This is a genomic window from Streptomyces sp. NPDC058662, from assembly GCF_042716255.1.
In the GTDB taxonomy this organism is placed as follows: domain Bacteria; phylum Actinomycetota; class Actinomycetes; order Streptomycetales; family Streptomycetaceae; genus Streptomyces.
In genome coordinates, this window is the sequence record NZ_JBHXRU010000001.1 from 142864 (window position 1) to 158318 (window position 15455).

Here is a 15455-nt window from a genome sequence, read left to right on the forward strand (position 1 = left end):
CGGGCGCCGGCACAAACGGAGGAGAGCCTGCTACGGATAGAGCGATGGTAGAGGGACCACGCCACCGGTTGACAGGGGCTTTCAGTAAATACCCCTCCGCGATAACCGTCAGTTGTTCAACGGAAGTTGTACGACGAGCAGCTTGCCCGCCATGGTGACGCCGCCGTCCATCGCGATGGCGAGTCCTTCCGCGTACACGTGGGGGCCGTCCACGGCCTCCGGGCCGCGCGCCTCGTCCCCGTCCTCGGTGCCCACTTCGCCGAGCAGGTAGGGGATCGGGCTGTGGCCGTGGACGACGCGGCCGCCGCCGTAGGTGTCGAGCAGTTCGCGTACCGCCTGCGGACCCGTCTCCTCGTCGCGGAAGGCGAACCGCTTGGTGAACTTCCGGAAGAGGTCCCAGGTGATGTCGGCGTCGTTGCGGTTGAGCAGCTCGTGGATGGTGTCGTTGACGTCCTCGATGGAGTCGCCGTAGTCGAGGTAGGCCGTCGTGTCGGAGTGCAGGAGCAGGTGGCCCTCCTCCAGAACTGCCGCGTCCAGCCGGGACATCCACTGAAGGTGGACGTCCTGGAGGCGCTCCATGTCGGTGCGCTGGCCGCCGTTGAGGAGCCACGCGGCCTGGAAGGTGGCCGTTCCGGCACCGGAGGCGACGGGTGTGTCGCCGAACCGCTTGGCGCCGATGAGGAGCAGTTCGTGGTTGCCCATCAGGGCCTTGCAGTAGCCGCCGGCGGCGGCGGCCTCGGCGGACAGCCGCATGACGAGGTCGATGACGCCGATGCCGTCGGGGCCGCGGTCGGTGAAGTCGCCGAGGAACCACAGCCGGGCGTTGCCGGCGGACCAGCGGCGCTCGTCGTCGATCAGCCCCTGGGCATGGAGTTCGGTGACGAGCTCGTCGAGGTAGCCGTGGACGTCGCCGACCACGTAGAGCGGCCCGGGGCCCGACACCGCGGGGTCCTGGGGGACGTACTGGACCTGGACGGTGTCGCCGGGCCCGCCGAGCGGTACGCGGCCGATGACGGGCAGGTCCCGCTGGGTCGGGGTGTAGCCGTCGGGATCGCCCTCCTGGGGGACCTCGCTCACGGGGTCCGGCGGGGCGTAGCCGGGCTGCGGGGGCACGCTCGCGGCCCGCGCGCCGTAGTACGACGCGTACTCCGCGTACGGGGGAGGTGCTCCGGGCAGCCCCTTCGTCGCGGCGTACGCGGCGGGTTCGGCGACCGGAACCCGGAAGTCCCGCAGCGTCTCCGTCCGCATCGCGGGTCCCTGACCGGCCCCCTGAGTCATCGACCCCTCCACCACCGTCGCGCGCCGTACACCTGCGGACCCTCCTGACCTCCGGGGAGGAGGGTCCGTGATGTCGTGCGCCCATCATAGGAATGCGGCTCGCGCTCTGTGACGCACCAGGGGTGGTGAATCCTGTGCGGAGCCGATCGTTCCTACCGCTTTCTGCCGATTTCGGTGTTGCTGAAATCCTCAGCCGCCCCGCCGACCAGTCCGACCGGCCGGTGTGGCGGTCACTCCGCGGCCGGAGACCGGGGCGGGCTGACCGTCGTACGGGGCTGCCTGCGCTGTGACGAGGCGCGGATGATGAGCTCCGTCGGGACCACCTGTTCGACCGGGCGTCCCGTGTCCACGCCCTCGATCGCGTCGATCAGCAACTGCACGACGGCGGTGCCGATACGGCGCGGTTGGAGCGAGAGCGTGGTGACAGGCGGTTCGGTGGCGGCGTAGACGGTGGACTCGCTGCAGCAGACGAGCAGCAGGTCCTCGGGGACGCGCAGGCCGTAGCGGCGGGCGGCGGCGAGCAGGTCGGTGCCGTTGGGGTCGAAGAGCCCGTACACGGCGTCGGGACGGTCGGGCCGGGCGAGGAGCCGGTCCGCGGCCATGGCCCCCGCGCACGGGTCGTGGGCGGGGTACGACTCGTAGACCGGGTCCTGGCCGACGCGCTCGCACCAGCTGAGGTAGGCGGTCGTGGAGAGCCGCGTGTAGGTGTCGGTGGTCGTTCCCGTCAGCAGCCCGATACGGCGGGCCCCCGCGCCGGCGAGGTGGTCGAGCAGGTTGAGTACGGCCGCCTCGTGGTCGTTGTCGACCCAGGCGGTGACGGAGAGGGAGCCCGCGGGGCGGCCGTCGGAGACGACGGGCAGGCCCTGGCGGACCAGTTCGGTGACGACCGGATCATGGTCGGAGGGGTCGATGACGACGGTGCCGTCGAGGGCGACGTTGGACCACACGTCGTGTCGGGAGGTGGCGGGGAGGATGACGAGTGCGTAGCCGCGCGCCAGCGCGGCGGAGGTGGCCGCCCGGGCCATCTCGGCGAAGTAGGCGAATTCGGTGAAGGTGAAAGGTTCATCCCCGTAGGTGGTCACGGTCAGGCCGATGAGGCCCGACTTGCCCGTACGGAGGGTGCGGGCGGCGGCCGACGGGCGGTAGCCCAGCCGGTCGGCGACCTCGCGAACGTGGCGGCGGGTGACGTCCGGCAGCCGCCCCTTGCCATTGAGCGCGTCGGAGACGGTCGTGATCGAGACGCCCGCCGCGGCGGCCACGTCCCTGATGCCTGCCCGGCCCTGTCGGCCGGCTGCCCGCCGGGTGGTCTCGGTCCGGCTCACCTGATGCTTCCCTGCTGCTGTCATGGCGAGCCGATAGTAGGGCTCGGCGGGGTGGCTGGTCCGGGTGCATATGCACGCGTTGACAGGCACGATTCTGCATGCTTCGCCACTCCCAATGACCTTGGAAACAAAGGAGTTTGGCCGCGAAGGGCAGGGGTGGTGCTTGTCGGCGGGTACGAGCATGCCAAACCGGTGGGATCTCGGGCCGCTCTCATGTCACCTTCACGAGGGATGCGCGCCACGGCGCAGGCCACCGGCGTGCGCATATATGCGTGCGCTCCCCCGCATTCCAGGCGCCCCCATTCTCGGAACGGCGGAATCCTCATAAGGTGAGCAGTATTGAGTCGACGGCGACGTCGGACGGGACGGTCGAGGAGGACCTGCGGTGAGCGAGAAGAGCCCGAGGCTGCGCGCCGAGCTGGACGGCATTCCCACGTACAAGCCCGGCAAGCCGGCGGCCGCGGGGGGTCCCGTCGCGTACAAGCTGTCCTCGAACGAGAACCCGTACCCCCCGCTGCAGGGGGTGCTGGAGACCGCCGTCGCGGCGGCGGGCAACTTCAACCGCTACCCCGACATGGCCTGCACCGGCCTGGTGAACGAGATCGCCGAGCGGTTCGGGGTGCCGGTCGAGCACGTCGCCACCGGCACGGGCTCCGTGGGCGTGGCCCAGTCGCTGATCCAGTCGACGGCCGGCCCGGGTGACGAGGTCATGTACGCCTGGCGTTCCTTCGAGGCCTACCCGATCATCACGCAGATCTCGGGTGCCACCCCGGTGCAGGTCCCGCTGACGGACGGGGACGTGCACGACCTGGACGCGATGGCCGCCGCGATCACCGACCGGACCCGGCTGATTTTCGTCTGCAACCCGAACAACCCGACCGGTACCGCCGTGCGCCGTGCCGAGCTGGAGCGGTTCCTGGACCGGGTGCCCTCGGACGTCCTGGTCGTGCTGGACGAGGCGTACCGGGAGTTCGTGCGCGACGCGGACGTGCCGGACGGCATCGAGCTGTACCGGACCCGCCCGAACGTGGCCGTGCTGCGTACGTTCTCCAAGGCGTACGGGCTGGCCGGCCTGCGGGTCGGCTTCGCGGTGGCGCACGAGCCGGTGGCCGCGGCGCTGCGCAAGACGGCGGTGCCGTTCGGGGTCAGCCAGCTCGCCCAGGACGCGGCGGTCGCCTCGCTGCGCGCCGAGGACGAGCTGCTGGGCCGGGTCGGGGCGCTGGTGTGCGAGCGCGCGCGGGTCCACGAGACGCTGCTGGCGCAGGGCTGGACGGTCCCGGACACGCAGGCGAACTTCGTGTGGATGCGGCTGGGGGAGCGGACGGCCGACTTCGCGGCGGCCTGCGAGAAGGCCGGTGTGGTGGTCCGGCCCTTCGCGGGCGAGGGCCTGCGGGTCACGATCGGTGAGACCGAGGCGAACGACCTCTTCCTGCACACGGCGGAGGCGTTCTTCAAGGAGCTGTAGGCCGGCTGTCGTACGGGGCCCGCCGCCCGGGCGGGCGGTCGGGTCCTGGTGCGGCTACGCGAGCTCCACGCGGACGGGGTCCCCGTCGCGGACGGTGGACAGCAGGCGGGGATCGCCGTCGAACGAGCCGAGCACGTTGCACGGACTCGCCAGGCGGCTCTCGCCCCCGCGCGAGATGGGCGTCGGGCCGTAGGGCAGCGCGAGCGCGTCGCCCTCGGTCCAGAACGCGACCGTGCCGGGCTCGACGACCTGGCGGGCGTCGTGCTCCAGGCTCACGGATACGCCGGTGTCGAAGTAGACCTCCTCGCCCCAGGTGCAGGCTGAGGCGGAGATCGGGAGGGCCTCGGTCAGCGCTTTGCTGGTCGGGGTCTCTTCCAGGGTCGCGGTGAGTTGGCCCGCAGGCCAGGAGATTCGTATCTTCACCCGCCACATTCAACAATCTGTTGAATTTCTTGGCTGGGGGGACCCCCCGTGCGAGACGGGAATGTGTGTGCGCCATAATGCTTGTGAATGTGAACGCGTTCACAAGCGTGTCCTGCTTTCTCCCGGATTGAGTGGGGCGCACCAGGCAAATGCCGCTGTGACCACGGCGACCTGAAGGAGACGACGACGTGGACCTCGCTCTGGCGCCGGAGACCTTGGCGCGATGGCAGTTCGGCATCACTACCGTCTACCACTTCCTCTTCGTGCCTCTGACGATCTCTCTCGCCGCGCTCACCGCCGGCCTGCAGACGGCCTGGGTGCGGTCCGGGAAGGAGAAGTACCTCAGAGCCACGAAGTTCTGGGGAAAGCTGTTCCTGATCAATATCGCGATGGGTGTCGTCACCGGCATCGTCCAGGAGTTCCAGTTCGGCATGAACTGGTCGGACTACTCGCGCTTCGTCGGGGACGTCTTCGGAGCCCCGCTGGCCTTCGAGGCGCTGATCGCCTTCTTCTTCGAATCGACCTTCATCGGCCTGTGGATCTTCGGCTGGGACAAGCTGCCGAAGCGGATCCACCTCGCCTGCATCTGGATGGTGTCGATCGGCACCGTGCTGTCCGCCTACTTCATCCTCGCGGCCAACTCCTGGATGCAGCACCCGGTGGGCTACCGCATCAACGCCGAGCGGGGCCGGGCCGAGCTCACCGACTTCTGGCTCGTGCTCACCCAGAACACGGCCCTCGCCCAGTTCTTCCACACGATCACCGCCGCTTTCCTCGTCGGCGGAGCGTTCATGGCCGGCATCGCGGCCTTCCACCTGGCCCGCAGGAAGCACGTCGCCGTCATGCGGAGCTCTTTGAGGCTCGGGCTGATCACACTGATCATCGCCGGAATGGGCACCGCGATCAGCGGTGACCTGCTCGGCAAGGTGATGTACAAGCAGCAGCCGATGAAGATGGCCGCCGCCGAGGCGCTCTGGGACGGCGAGGCGCCCGCGCCGTTCTCCGTCTTCGCGTACGGCGACGTCGACAAGGGCCACAACAAGGTCGCGATCGAGATACCCGGTCTGCTGTCCTTCCTCGCCAACGACGACTTCACCTCGTTCGTCCCGGGCATCAACGACGTCAACAAGGCCCAGCAGGAGAAGTTCGGCCCCGGCGACTACCGGCCCAACATCGCGGTCGCCTACTGGGGCTTCCGCTGGATGATCGGCTTCGGGATGGCCTCGCTCGGCCTCGGCGTGCTCGGCCTGTGGCTGACGCGGAAGAGGTTCCTGCTGCCGCCGGGGCTGCGCACGTCCGAGGACGAGGTCCCGAACCTGGTCCTCTTCCGGAAGGCGCTCAGTCCCCGCTTCGGAAAGCTGTACTGGGTCGTCGCGCTCTGGACGATGGGCTTTCCCCTGATCGCCAACTCCTGGGGCTGGATCTTCACCGAGATGGGCCGGCAGCCCTGGGTGGTGTACGGGGTCCTGCGGACCAGGGACGCCGTCTCGCCGCACGTCTCGCAGGGTGAAGTCCTGACCTCCATGATCGGATTCACGCTCCTGTACGCCGTCCTCGCCGTCATCGAGGTCAAACTCCTCGTCAAGTACGTCAAGGCCGGCCCGCCCGAGCTCACCGAGGCCGATCTCAACCCGCCCACCCGGATCGGCGGGGACGACAAGAACCCCGACCGTCCGATGGCCTTCTCGTACTGAGGCTGGGGAGACCACGCCATGCAACTCCACGACGTCTGGTTCGTACTCATCGCGGTCCTGTGGACCGGGTACTTCTTCCTGGAGGGATTCGACTTCGGAGTCGGGGTCCTGACCAAGCTCCTCGCCCGTGACCGCACGGAGAAGCGGGTCCTGATCAACACGATCGGGCCCGTGTGGGACGGCAACGAGGTCTGGCTGCTCACCGCCGGCGGTGCGACCTTCGCCGCCTTCCCCGAGTGGTACGCCACCCTGTTCTCCGGGTTCTACCTGCCCCTGCTGCTCATCCTGGTCTGCCTGATCATCCGGGGCGTCGCCTTCGAGTACCGGCACAAGCGCCCCGAGGACCGGTGGCAGACCAACTGGGAACACGCGATCTTCTGGACCTCCCTGATCCCCGCGTTCCTCTGGGGCGTGGCCTTCGCCAACATCGTGCGCGGCGTGAAGATCGACCAGGACATGGAGTACGTCGGCGGTCTCCTCGACCTGCTCAACGTCTACTCGATCCTCGGCGGCCTCGTCACCCTCACCCTGTTCACCTTCCACGGAGCGGTCTTCACCTCGCTCAAGACCGTCGGTGACATCCGGGACCGCTCGCGCGTGCTGGCGGGCCGCCTCGGTGCGGTCACCGCCGTGCTGGCGTTGGGGTTCCTGCTCTGGACCCAGGCCTCGCGCGGCGACGCCGAGAGCCTGGTGGCGATGGTCGTCGCCGTGGTGGCTCTGCTCGGGGCCCTGGGCTGCAATCTGGTGGGCCGGGAGGGCTGGTCGTTCGCGCTGTCGGGGGTCACCATCGCGGCGACCGTCGCGATGCTGTTCCTGACGCTCTTCCCGAACGTCATGCCGTCCTCGCTGAACGAAGCCTGGAACCTCACGGTCACCAACGCCTCGTCCAGCGCGTACACGTTGAAGATCATGACCTGGTGCGCGGCGGTCGCCACTCCGCTCGTCGTGCTCTACCAGGGATGGACGTACTGGGTGTTCCGCAAGCGGATCGGGACCCAGCACATCGTCGACGTGCACTGAGCCCCGCCCGTACCGCCGTCCGGGTCCTCTGCCCGACCGCCTGCCTGACTGACCCTGCCCTGGGGGATGTTTCACGTGAAACCGATCGACCCGCGCCTGCTCCGGTACGCCCGTTCCACCCGTCGCTTCCTCGCAGCGGTAGTGGTCCTCGGCCTGGCCGGGGCGGGGCTCGTCGTCGGTCAGGCCATGCTGATCGCCGACATCGTGGTCGGGGCCTTCGAGGAGGAGCTGGGCAGCGAGGCGCTCCGGACCCCCCTGCTGATGCTCGCCGCCGTTGCCCTGGGGCGCGGCCTGATCGCCTGGCTGACCGAGCTCGCCGCCCACCGGGCGAGCGCGGCGGTCAAATCCGAGCTGCGGGGCCGGCTGCTGGACCGGGCGGCGGACCTCGGCCCCGGCTGGCTGACCGGCCGGCGGACCGGTTCGCTGGTCGCGTTGGCCACGCGGGGCGTGGACGCGCTCGACGACTACTTCTCGCGGTACCTCCCCCAGCTGGGGCTCGCCGTGGTCGTACCGGTCGCGGTGCTCGCCCGGATCGTGACCGAGGACTGGGTGTCGGCGGCCATCATCGTCGTCACGCTCCCCCTGATCCCCCTGTTCATGATCCTGATCGGTATGGCCACCCAGTCCCGGATGGACCGGCAGTGGCGGCTCCTGTCACGGCTGTCGGGGCACTTCCTCGACGTCGTGGCAGGCCTCCCCACGTTGAAGGTGTTCGGCCGGGCCAAGGCGCAGGCCGAGTCCATCCGCGGCATCACCGACGACTACCGGCGCGCGACGATGCGCACGCTGCGCATCGCCTTCCTCTCCTCCTTCACCCTGGAACTGCTGGCGACGCTGTCGGTGGCACTGGTGGCCGTCACCATCGGCATGCGGCTGGTCCACGGCGAGCTGGACCTCTACACCGGGCTCGTCATCCTGATCCTCGCGCCCGAGGCCTATCTGCCCCTGCGGCAGGTGGGAGCGCAGTACCACGCGGCGGCCGAGGGACTGGCGGCCGCCGAGGAGATCTTCGAGGTACTGGAGACCCCCACTGCGGGGCCGGTCGGAGGGCGGGTCGGAGGACGGGCGGACGCTTCGGCAGGCGGTCCGCACGGTGGGACAGCCGGATCGCGCGGCGGGATCGAGCTGCCTGAGGACGCTGCGCCGCGGATCGAGATCGACGGGGTCGCCGTCCGCTACGAGGGCAGGGGCGAGGATTCTCCGGGCCCGGTGTCATTGACGGTCGAACCCGGTGAGTGCGTGGCTCTCGTCGGCCCGAGCGGCGTCGGGAAGTCCACCCTGCTCCAGGTCCTGCTGGGTTTCGTGGCCCCCACCTCGGGCCGGGTCCGCGTCGCGGGCACGGACCTCGCCGAGCTCTCACCGTCCCACTGGCGGCAGCGGATCGCCTGGGTACCGCAACGGCCGCACCTGTTCGCCGGGACGATCGCCGACAACGTACGACTGGCCCGGCCGGGTGCCGGCGACGCCGAAGTGACCGAGGCCCTGCGGAACGCCGGCGCCCAGGAGTTCGTGGCGGCCCTACCGAACGGGATGGAGACACCCCTCGGCGAGGGCGGCGTCGGACTCTCCGCCGGCCAGCGCCAGCGACTGGCCCTGGCGCGAGCCTTCCTCGCCGACCGGCCGGTGCTGCTGCTGGACGAACCGACGTCCGCCCTGGACGGGGAGACCGAGGCCGGCATCGTGGAGGCGGTCCGCCGGCTCGCCGTGGGCCGTACCGTCCTCCTCGTCGTGCACAGGCCGGCCCTGCTCGCCGTCGCGGACCGGGTGGTCGCGCTGGCGATGCCCGGTGCGCCCTTCCCGGCGGCCGGCCGGACCGCGGCTGGCCGGACCGCGGCCGGTTCCGAGACCGCGGCCGGTTCCGAGACCGCGGCCGACGGCCGGGCCCCCGGAAGGGAATCCGCCCTCCTGCCGCCGGACACCGGCGAGTGGATCCTCGGCACCGCGCCCGAGCGGACGCGGGCCGGTGCGCGCGGCGCCGACTCGCGCGCCTCGGACCCCCTGCGCCGCGTACGGGCGGTGGCCGAGGCCTGGCAAGGACGGTTCAGGCTCGGGCTGCTGCTCGGCGCACTGGCCGTGGGGTGCGGCGTCGGCCTCATGGCCGTGTCCGGCTGGCTGATCTCACGCGCCTCCGAGCAGCCGCCCGTCCTCTATCTGATGGTGGCCGTCACCGCCACCCGCGCTTTCGGTATGGGCCGGGCCGTCTTCCGGTACGCCGAGCGGCTCGTCTCGCACGACGCGGTCCTGCGCATGCTCGCCGACCTGCGGGTCTCCGTGTTCCGCCGACTGGAGCGCATCGCCCCCGCCGGGTTGCGCGAGCACCGTCGCGGGGACCTGCTGGCCCGGCTGGTGGCCGACGCGGACGCCCTGCAGGACTACTGGCTGCGCTGGCTGCTGCCCGTCGGCACGGCCGTGCTCGTCGGCACCGGATCGGTGGCCTTCACGGCATGGCTGCTGCCCGAGGCCGGAGCGGTGCTCGCCGCCGGACTTCTCGCCGCCGCTGTCGGCGTGCCCCTGGTCAGCGGTGCCTGTTCCCGACGCGCGGAGCGCCGACTCGCCCCCGCTCGGGGCCGACTCGCCACCCGGGTGGCGGATCTGCTCACCGGTACCGCTGAGCTCACCGTCGCCGGCGCGCTGGAGGACAGGAAGGGCCGGGTGAGGGAGAGCGACAGCGTGCTGACGCGTATCGCCGCGCGGGGGGCCGCCGCCACCGGCCTGGGCAGCGGCCTGTCCGCCCTCGTATGCGGGCTCACCGTCGTGGCCGCGGCGCTGTTCGCCGCGAACGCGGTCCACGACGGACGGCTCTCCGGGGTCGCCATGGCCGTCGCCGTACTGACTCCCCTCGCGGCCTTCGAATCGGTCAACGGCCTCCCGCTGGCCGTCCAGTACCGCCAGCGGGTGCGCCGCAGCGCCGAACGGATCTACGAGGTCATCGACACCCCCGCCCCGGTCGCCGAGCCCGAGCGGACTGACGCGGCGCCGGCCTCGCCCTTCCCGCTGCGCCTGACGGGCCTCACCGCCCGGCACCCGGGGCAGGAGGGTGAGGCGCTGCGCGGGTTGGACCTGACCGTGGAAGCGGGCCGCCGCATCGCGGTCGTCGGCCCGTCCGGATCCGGCAAGACCACCCTGGCGCAGGTGCTGCTGCGGTTCCTGGACCCGAGCGGCGGTACGTACACGCTGGGCGGGGCGGACGTGCGGTCCCTCGACGGCGATGCGGTACGCGCCCTCGTGGGCCTGTGCGCCCAGGACGCCCACATCTTCGACAGCTCGGTACGCGAGAACCTGCGGCTGGCCCGCACGGCGGCGAGCGAGCGGGAGCTGCGGGCCGCACTGGCCGGAGCCCGGCTGCTGGAGTGGGCGGACAGCCTCCCGAACGGGCTGGACACGCTGGTCGGCGAGCACGGCGCCCGGCTCTCCGGCGGACAGCGCCAGCGGCTGGCCCTGGCCCGCGCGCTCCTGGCGGACTTCCCCGTACTGGTCCTGGACGAGCCGGCCGAGCACCTGGACCTGGCCACGGCGGACGCGCTCACGGCGGACCTGCTGGCCGCGACGGAGGGCCGCGCCACCGTGCTGATCACGCACCGGCTGGCCGGACTGGAGGCGGTGGACGAGGTACTCGTGCTGGAGGGCGGGGAGGTCGTCCAGCGCGGAGGGTACGCGGAGCTGGCGGGGGCGGAGGGTCCGCTGAAGCGGCTGCTGGAACGGGAGAGGGCAGTGGACGGGGCCCTGGCCGACTTTCCCCAGTAAAAGGGACTAACTAGGCTCAAGAGCATGTCAGTGCAGGAGTCGCCGCAATCGCCGGACCCGCCCTCGCGAGCACCGGACCCGCTGGAGGCCGCCACCCGGGCCGCGAGGAGCCTGCAGGGCCTGTCCACGGAGCTCACCGCCCGGGTCCCGCAATTGCTGGAAGCCATGCGGTCGGTCGGTACCGGACTCGAACTCCACTCCACACTGGACCGTATCTGCGAGACCGCGGCCGAGCTCGCCGACTCCCGCTACGCGGCGATCGGAGTGGTCGACCCGGAAGGCCGAGGGCTCTCGGACTTCGTCACGTTCGGGATCAGCTCCGAACTCGCCCGGAAGATCGGGCACCGTCCGGACGGCAGGAGCGGCCTCCTCGGAGCGCTGATCTCGCACGCCGACACGGTGCAGCTCGCCGACCTGACGAAGGATCCGCGCGCGGCGGGGTTCCCCGCGCACCACCCGCCCATGAAGACCTTCCTCGGTGTCCCGATCAGGGTGCAGGGGGAGATCTTCGGCAATCTGTACCTCGCCGAGAAGAACGGCGGCGGCCAGTTCAACGAGTACGACGTCCACATGGTCCGGGTCCTGGCCACGGAGGCGGGCATCGCCATCGGCAACGCCCGGCTCTACGAGGCCGCCACCCAGCGCGAGCGATGGATCGACGGCTCGGTGGCCGTCACCACCGCACTGCTGTCCGGTGGGGACGCGGACGACGCCCTCGCCGTGGTGGCCGAACAGGCCCGCCGCCTGGCCGACTCGGCCGCCGGCATCGTCCTGCTGCCGGCTGAGGAGGGCGGCATGGAGATCGTCGCCGTATCCGCCGAGAACGCGGCCACCTCGCTCGGTGTGGTGATCCCGGCCGAGAGCCCGGTGGTGGAGCGGTTGCTGCGGGGCGAGCCGGTCTTCGTGGACGACGCGGCATCCGACCCCCGCATGGTCAGCCGGCTGACCAGCCAGTACGGGCCGTGCATGATGCTGCCCCTGCACAGCGGCGGGCGGGTGCTGGGCGCGCTGGTCACGCCCCGGGCACGCGGTGAGCGTCCGTTCAGCGAGTCCGAGCGGACTCTGGCCACGCAATTCGCCTCCCAGGCGGCTCTCGCCCTGATGATGGCGGAGGCTCAGCGGGACCGGGAGCGACTGGCGGTGTTCGAGGACCGTGACCGGATCGCCCGTGACCTGCACGACCTGGTGATCCAGCGGCTGTTCGCCACCGGAATGATGCTGGAGGGCGCCCAGCGCCGCTCCGTCGTCCCCGACGTCCGGGACGGGGTCGGCAAGGCCGTCGACGAGCTGGACGTGACGATCCAGGAGATCCGAACCGCGATCTTCGCCCTCCAACAGGGGCCGGCAGAGGCCCCTTCGGGGCTGCGGACCAAGGTGCTCAGGGAGATCAACACGGCCGCGGTTCCCCTGGGTTTCAAGCCCGCGCACCGTTTCGTCGGGCCGATCGACGCGGTGGTCGGCGAGCTGGTGGGCAAGAACCTGATCGCCGCGTTGCGCGAGGCGCTCTCCAACGCGTTCAGGCATGCCGAGGCCTCGCGGATCGAGGTGGTCCTGGACGCCACCGTCACCCTGGCCGACGGGCGGCCCGGGGTCCGGCTGGCGGTCGCCGACGACGGGGTGGGCATCCCCGATGGCGGCCGCCGCAGCGGACTGCGGAATCTACGGCGGCGCGCCGAGTCGCTGGGCGGCGCGAGCTCGTACGGCCCGGGCATCGGCGAGGCCGGCGGCGGGACCACCCTGGTGTGGGAGGCGCCGCTCTAGGGCGTCACTTTCGGAGCTGTCTGCCTCAGGCCCGGTCCGTAGTCGCCGTCTCGGAGTCCGTCGGGATCTGCCGGGACGCGATCCGCTCGGCCAGGATGCGTTCGATGACCACCGCGACCCCGTCCTCGTTGTTGGCCGTCGTACGGCCGGACGCGGCCGCGATGACATCGGGATGGGCGTTGTCCATCGCGAAGGAGGTGCCTGCCCAGCTGAGCATCTCCACGTCGTTCGGCATGTCTCCGAACGCGACGACCTCGGCGGGGGAGATGCCCCGCTCGGCGCAGCAGAGTGCCAGCGTGCTGGCCTTGGAGACGCCCGGTCCGCTGATCTCCAGCAAAGAGGTCGGGCTGGACCGGGTGATCGAGGCGTGCGCCCCGGCGGATTCGCGGGCCAGTACGAGGAACTCGTCCGGGGCGAGCTCGGCATGGTGGGCGAGCAGCTTGAGGACCGGAGCGGCGGTGTCGTCCGTCTCGTCCCGCAGCAGCTGCTCGGCGGTGCCGATGTGGGCCGCGGGGTCCTTGAAGAACGGCGGATACGCAGGCTCGTAGTTGATGCCCGTGGTCAGCTCGACCGCGAAGGAGGTGCCGGGAGCGGCAGCGCGCAGCGCGTCCACCACAGCCAGCGCGGCTACCCGTGGAAGTGCGCGGACCTGGACGAACTCTCGTCCGGCGTGCAGGTCGACCACGGCCGCGCCGTTCGCGCAGATCGCGAGGCCGTGTCCGTGGACGTGGTCGCTGACCACGTCCATCCAGCGTGCGGGGCGACCGGTGACGAAGAAGACCTCGATCCCGGCCTCCTCGGCGGCGGCAAGAGCGGCGATGGTGCGGGGCGAGACGGACTTGTCGTCGCGCAGCAGGGTGCCGTCGAGGTCGGTGGCGATGAGCCGGGGCGCGGGGGTTGGCCCGTCCGGGCGCTGGGGAGCCGAGGTCACGGCTCCATCTTCGCCCATGGGCCGCATGCGGCGGACCATGATCGACTGGCTCGGAGGGGGCAGATTGCCGCATGCGGTGGACGGCGGGTGGATGTTTCACGTGAAACATCCACCCGCGGGTCATATGGGCCGTGTTTCACGTGAAACAAGCCTCGGGAGCCACCGGAGCCCCGAGGCGGCGGCACGCGATGCGCGGGGAAGGCAGCCGTCGGCCTAGGCTCACCTGTATGAGCCTGCGTCTGAGTACGGTGATCCTTCCGGTCCGTCGATGGCACGAGGGAGGGCGTGACCAGTGGTCGCGCGCCGAACGCCTCGGCTTCCACACCGCCTACACCTACGACCATCTCTCCTGGCGGACCTTCCGCGACGGCCCGTGGTTCGGCGCCGTGCCCACGCTGACCGCCGCGGCCGCGGCCACCGAGCGGGTGCGTCTGGGCACGCTCGTCACGTCGCCGAACTTCCGCCACCCGGTGACCCTGGCCAAGGAGCTCGTCACGCTGGACGACGTCTCGGGTGGTCGCGTCACACTCGGGATCGGCGCGGGCGGCAACGGCTTCGACGCGACCGTTCTGGGACAGGAGTCCTGGACCCCGCGCGAGCGCGCCGACCGGTTCGGCGAGTTCGTTCCGCTGCTGGACCGGTTGCTGACCGAGGGGGCCGTGAGCCACTCTGGAACCTTCTACTCGGCGGAGGAGGCCCGCAACCTTCCCGGCTGTGTGCAGCGGCCGCGCCTGCCCTTCGCGATTGCCGCCACCGGACCGCGCGGGATGCGGCTGGCCGCCCGGCACGGCCAGGCCTGGGTGACCACAGGTGACCCGAAACTCTTCGAGAACGGCACCCCGGCGCAGTCGCTGGAAGCCCTGCGCGGGCAGATCGACCGGTTGGAGAAGGCCGTTGTGGAGGTCGGGCGGGATTCCGAGCCCGTGGAGAAGATCCTCCTGACGGGATTCACACCCGAACGCAGCACCCTGCTGGAGTCCGTGGACGCCTTCGTCGACTTCGCGGGCCGCCACCAGGCGCTCGGTTTCACGGAACTCGTGATCCACGCGCCGATCCCCGACTCCGACTTCGCGGCGGACGAGGCCGTCTTCGAGCGGATCGCGACGGAGGCCCTGGCCCAACTGGACGCCTGAGCCCACCGGGCCCTACGGGAAGCGCAGGAAGGCCGGCGGTACCGCGTCCACGAGCCAGACCCCGTTGGCGCTGATGCGGAAGACGTGACCGGCCGCGCGCATGGCGTGCGCGTCCACGGCGAGCACCACCGGGCGGCCGCGCCGGGCCCCGACGCGGTTCGCGGTCTCCCGGTCGGGGGACAGGTGTACGTGGTGCCGGGCCATCGGACGCAGGCCCTCGACGCGGATCGTGCCCAGGGCGGCGGCCACCGTGCCGTGGTAGAGGTACGCGGGCGGTTCGGCCTCCGGGAGGTCGAGGTCCACGGCGACGGTGTGCCCCTGGCTGGCCCGGATCCTGGTGCCGTCGACGGCGAACCGCTGCTTGTCGTTGGCGGCCACCACGTGGTCGAGCTCCGCGCGGTTGAAAGGGAAGCCGTGGTCGGCGGCGGCGCTCAGCAGGTCGTCGATCTCCACCCAGCCGTGCGCGTCGAGCACCAGTCCGATCCGTTCCGGCTGATGGCGCAGGTGTTTCGAGACGTATTTGGACACCTTCACGGTGCGTCTGTCGTCCATGCCCCCAGCGTGCCCGTACGGAGGGCCTCGCGGCAGGGATTTTCCGGGTACCGGTCCGCGGTGGACACCCTCTACCGCTCTTCCAAGATACGGAATACATTTTCCGCTGCCACTTCGTCCCGGGGGAGGACC

11 protein-coding genes are annotated in these 15455 nt (G+C 70.9%); 6 read left to right on the top strand and 5 right to left on the bottom strand.

Going from position 1 to position 15455, the window contains the following annotated elements:
- Positions 1-108: 108 nt before the first annotated feature.
- Positions 109-1293, bottom strand: a complete 1185-nt coding sequence (locus ACFWUQ_RS00690; protein WP_384531200.1) for a metallophosphoesterase — start codon at positions 1291-1293, stop codon at positions 109-111.
- 215 nt (positions 1294-1508) lie between these two features.
- On the bottom strand, positions 1509-2624 hold the full coding sequence (locus tag ACFWUQ_RS00695; protein ID WP_384531202.1) for a LacI family DNA-binding transcriptional regulator: 1116 nt from the start codon (positions 2622-2624) through the stop codon (positions 1509-1511).
- Positions 2625-2985: 361 nt separating this feature from the next.
- On the opposite strand from ACFWUQ_RS00695, the gene hisC reads away from it, so the two are divergent.
- The gene (gene hisC, locus ACFWUQ_RS00700) at positions 2986-4065 is read left to right on the top strand and encodes a histidinol-phosphate transaminase (RefSeq protein WP_384531204.1); all 1080 of its coding nucleotides are present in this window, start codon (positions 2986-2988) and stop codon (positions 4063-4065) included.
- Between the two features lie 54 nt (positions 4066-4119).
- On the opposite strand, the gene ACFWUQ_RS00705 is transcribed toward hisC, so the two are convergent.
- Positions 4120-4497: a cyclophilin-like fold protein gene (locus ACFWUQ_RS00705; RefSeq protein ID WP_384531206.1), complete on the bottom strand. Its 378-nt coding sequence runs from the start codon at positions 4495-4497 to the stop codon at positions 4120-4122.
- Positions 4498-4676: 179 nt separating this feature from the next.
- Here ACFWUQ_RS00705 and ACFWUQ_RS00710 point away from each other — a divergent pair, with 179 nt between their 5' ends.
- The 4 genes from ACFWUQ_RS00710 (at position 4677) to ACFWUQ_RS00725 (ending at position 12707) form a co-directional block, all read left to right on the top strand.
- Positions 4677-6182 (top strand): cytochrome ubiquinol oxidase subunit I, encoded by a 1506-nt coding sequence (locus tag ACFWUQ_RS00710; RefSeq protein ID WP_384531207.1) that lies wholly within the window; start codon positions 4677-4679, stop codon positions 6180-6182.
- 18 nt (positions 6183-6200) lie between these two features.
- Positions 6201-7202, top strand: coding sequence for a cytochrome d ubiquinol oxidase subunit II (gene cydB, locus ACFWUQ_RS00715; RefSeq protein ID WP_384531209.1), 1002 nt, complete (start codon positions 6201-6203; stop codon positions 7200-7202).
- A 75-nt stretch (positions 7203-7277) separates the two neighbouring features.
- Positions 7278-10946 (top strand): thiol reductant ABC exporter subunit CydD, encoded by a 3669-nt coding sequence (gene cydD / locus ACFWUQ_RS00720; RefSeq protein WP_384531211.1) that lies wholly within the window; start codon positions 7278-7280, stop codon positions 10944-10946.
- A gap of 24 nt (positions 10947-10970) precedes the next feature.
- Complete coding sequence (locus ACFWUQ_RS00725) at positions 10971-12707, top strand: GAF domain-containing sensor histidine kinase (protein ID WP_384531212.1); 1737 nt, start codon at positions 10971-10973, stop codon at positions 12705-12707.
- Between the two features lie 25 nt (positions 12708-12732).
- Here the strand turns inward: ACFWUQ_RS00725 and ACFWUQ_RS00730 are convergent, their stop codons facing one another.
- Positions 12733-13656, bottom strand: a complete 924-nt coding sequence (locus ACFWUQ_RS00730; RefSeq protein WP_384531214.1) for a Cof-type HAD-IIB family hydrolase — start codon at positions 13654-13656, stop codon at positions 12733-12735.
- Between the two features lie 209 nt (positions 13657-13865).
- Between ACFWUQ_RS00730 and ACFWUQ_RS00735 the strand changes: the two genes are divergently transcribed.
- Positions 13866-14771 (top strand): LLM class flavin-dependent oxidoreductase, encoded by a 906-nt coding sequence (locus ACFWUQ_RS00735; protein ID WP_384531215.1) that lies wholly within the window; start codon positions 13866-13868, stop codon positions 14769-14771.
- A 12-nt stretch (positions 14772-14783) separates the two neighbouring features.
- Here ACFWUQ_RS00735 and ACFWUQ_RS00740 read toward each other — a convergent pair whose 3' ends face one another.
- Positions 14784-15323 (bottom strand): RNA 2'-phosphotransferase, encoded by a 540-nt coding sequence (locus ACFWUQ_RS00740; RefSeq protein WP_384531216.1) that lies wholly within the window; start codon positions 15321-15323, stop codon positions 14784-14786.
- Between the last annotated feature and the right edge of the window lie 132 nt (positions 15324-15455).

What these genes read in the sequence shown, in the direction of transcription:
- ACFWUQ_RS00695 (WP_384531202.1), bottom strand. Translation starts at nt 2,624, where the DNA reads ATGACAGCAGCAGGGAAGCATCAGGTGAGCCGGACCGAGACCACCCGG.
- ACFWUQ_RS00705 (WP_384531206.1), bottom strand. Translation starts at nt 4,497, where the DNA reads ATGTGGCGGGTGAAGATACGAATCTCCTGGCCTGCGGGCCAACTCACC.
- cydB (WP_384531209.1), top strand. Translation starts at nt 6,201, where the DNA reads ATGCAACTCCACGACGTCTGGTTCGTACTCATCGCGGTCCTGTGGACC.
- ACFWUQ_RS00725 (WP_384531212.1), top strand. Translation starts at nt 10,971, where the DNA reads ATGTCAGTGCAGGAGTCGCCGCAATCGCCGGACCCGCCCTCGCGAGCA.
- ACFWUQ_RS00730 (WP_384531214.1), bottom strand. Translation starts at nt 13,656, where the DNA reads ATGGGCGAAGATGGAGCCGTGACCTCGGCTCCCCAGCGCCCGGACGGG.
- ACFWUQ_RS00735 (WP_384531215.1), top strand. Translation starts at nt 13,866, where the DNA reads ATGAGCCTGCGTCTGAGTACGGTGATCCTTCCGGTCCGTCGATGGCAC.
- ACFWUQ_RS00740 (WP_384531216.1), bottom strand. Translation starts at nt 15,323, where the DNA reads ATGGACGACAGACGCACCGTGAAGGTGTCCAAATACGTCTCGAAACAC.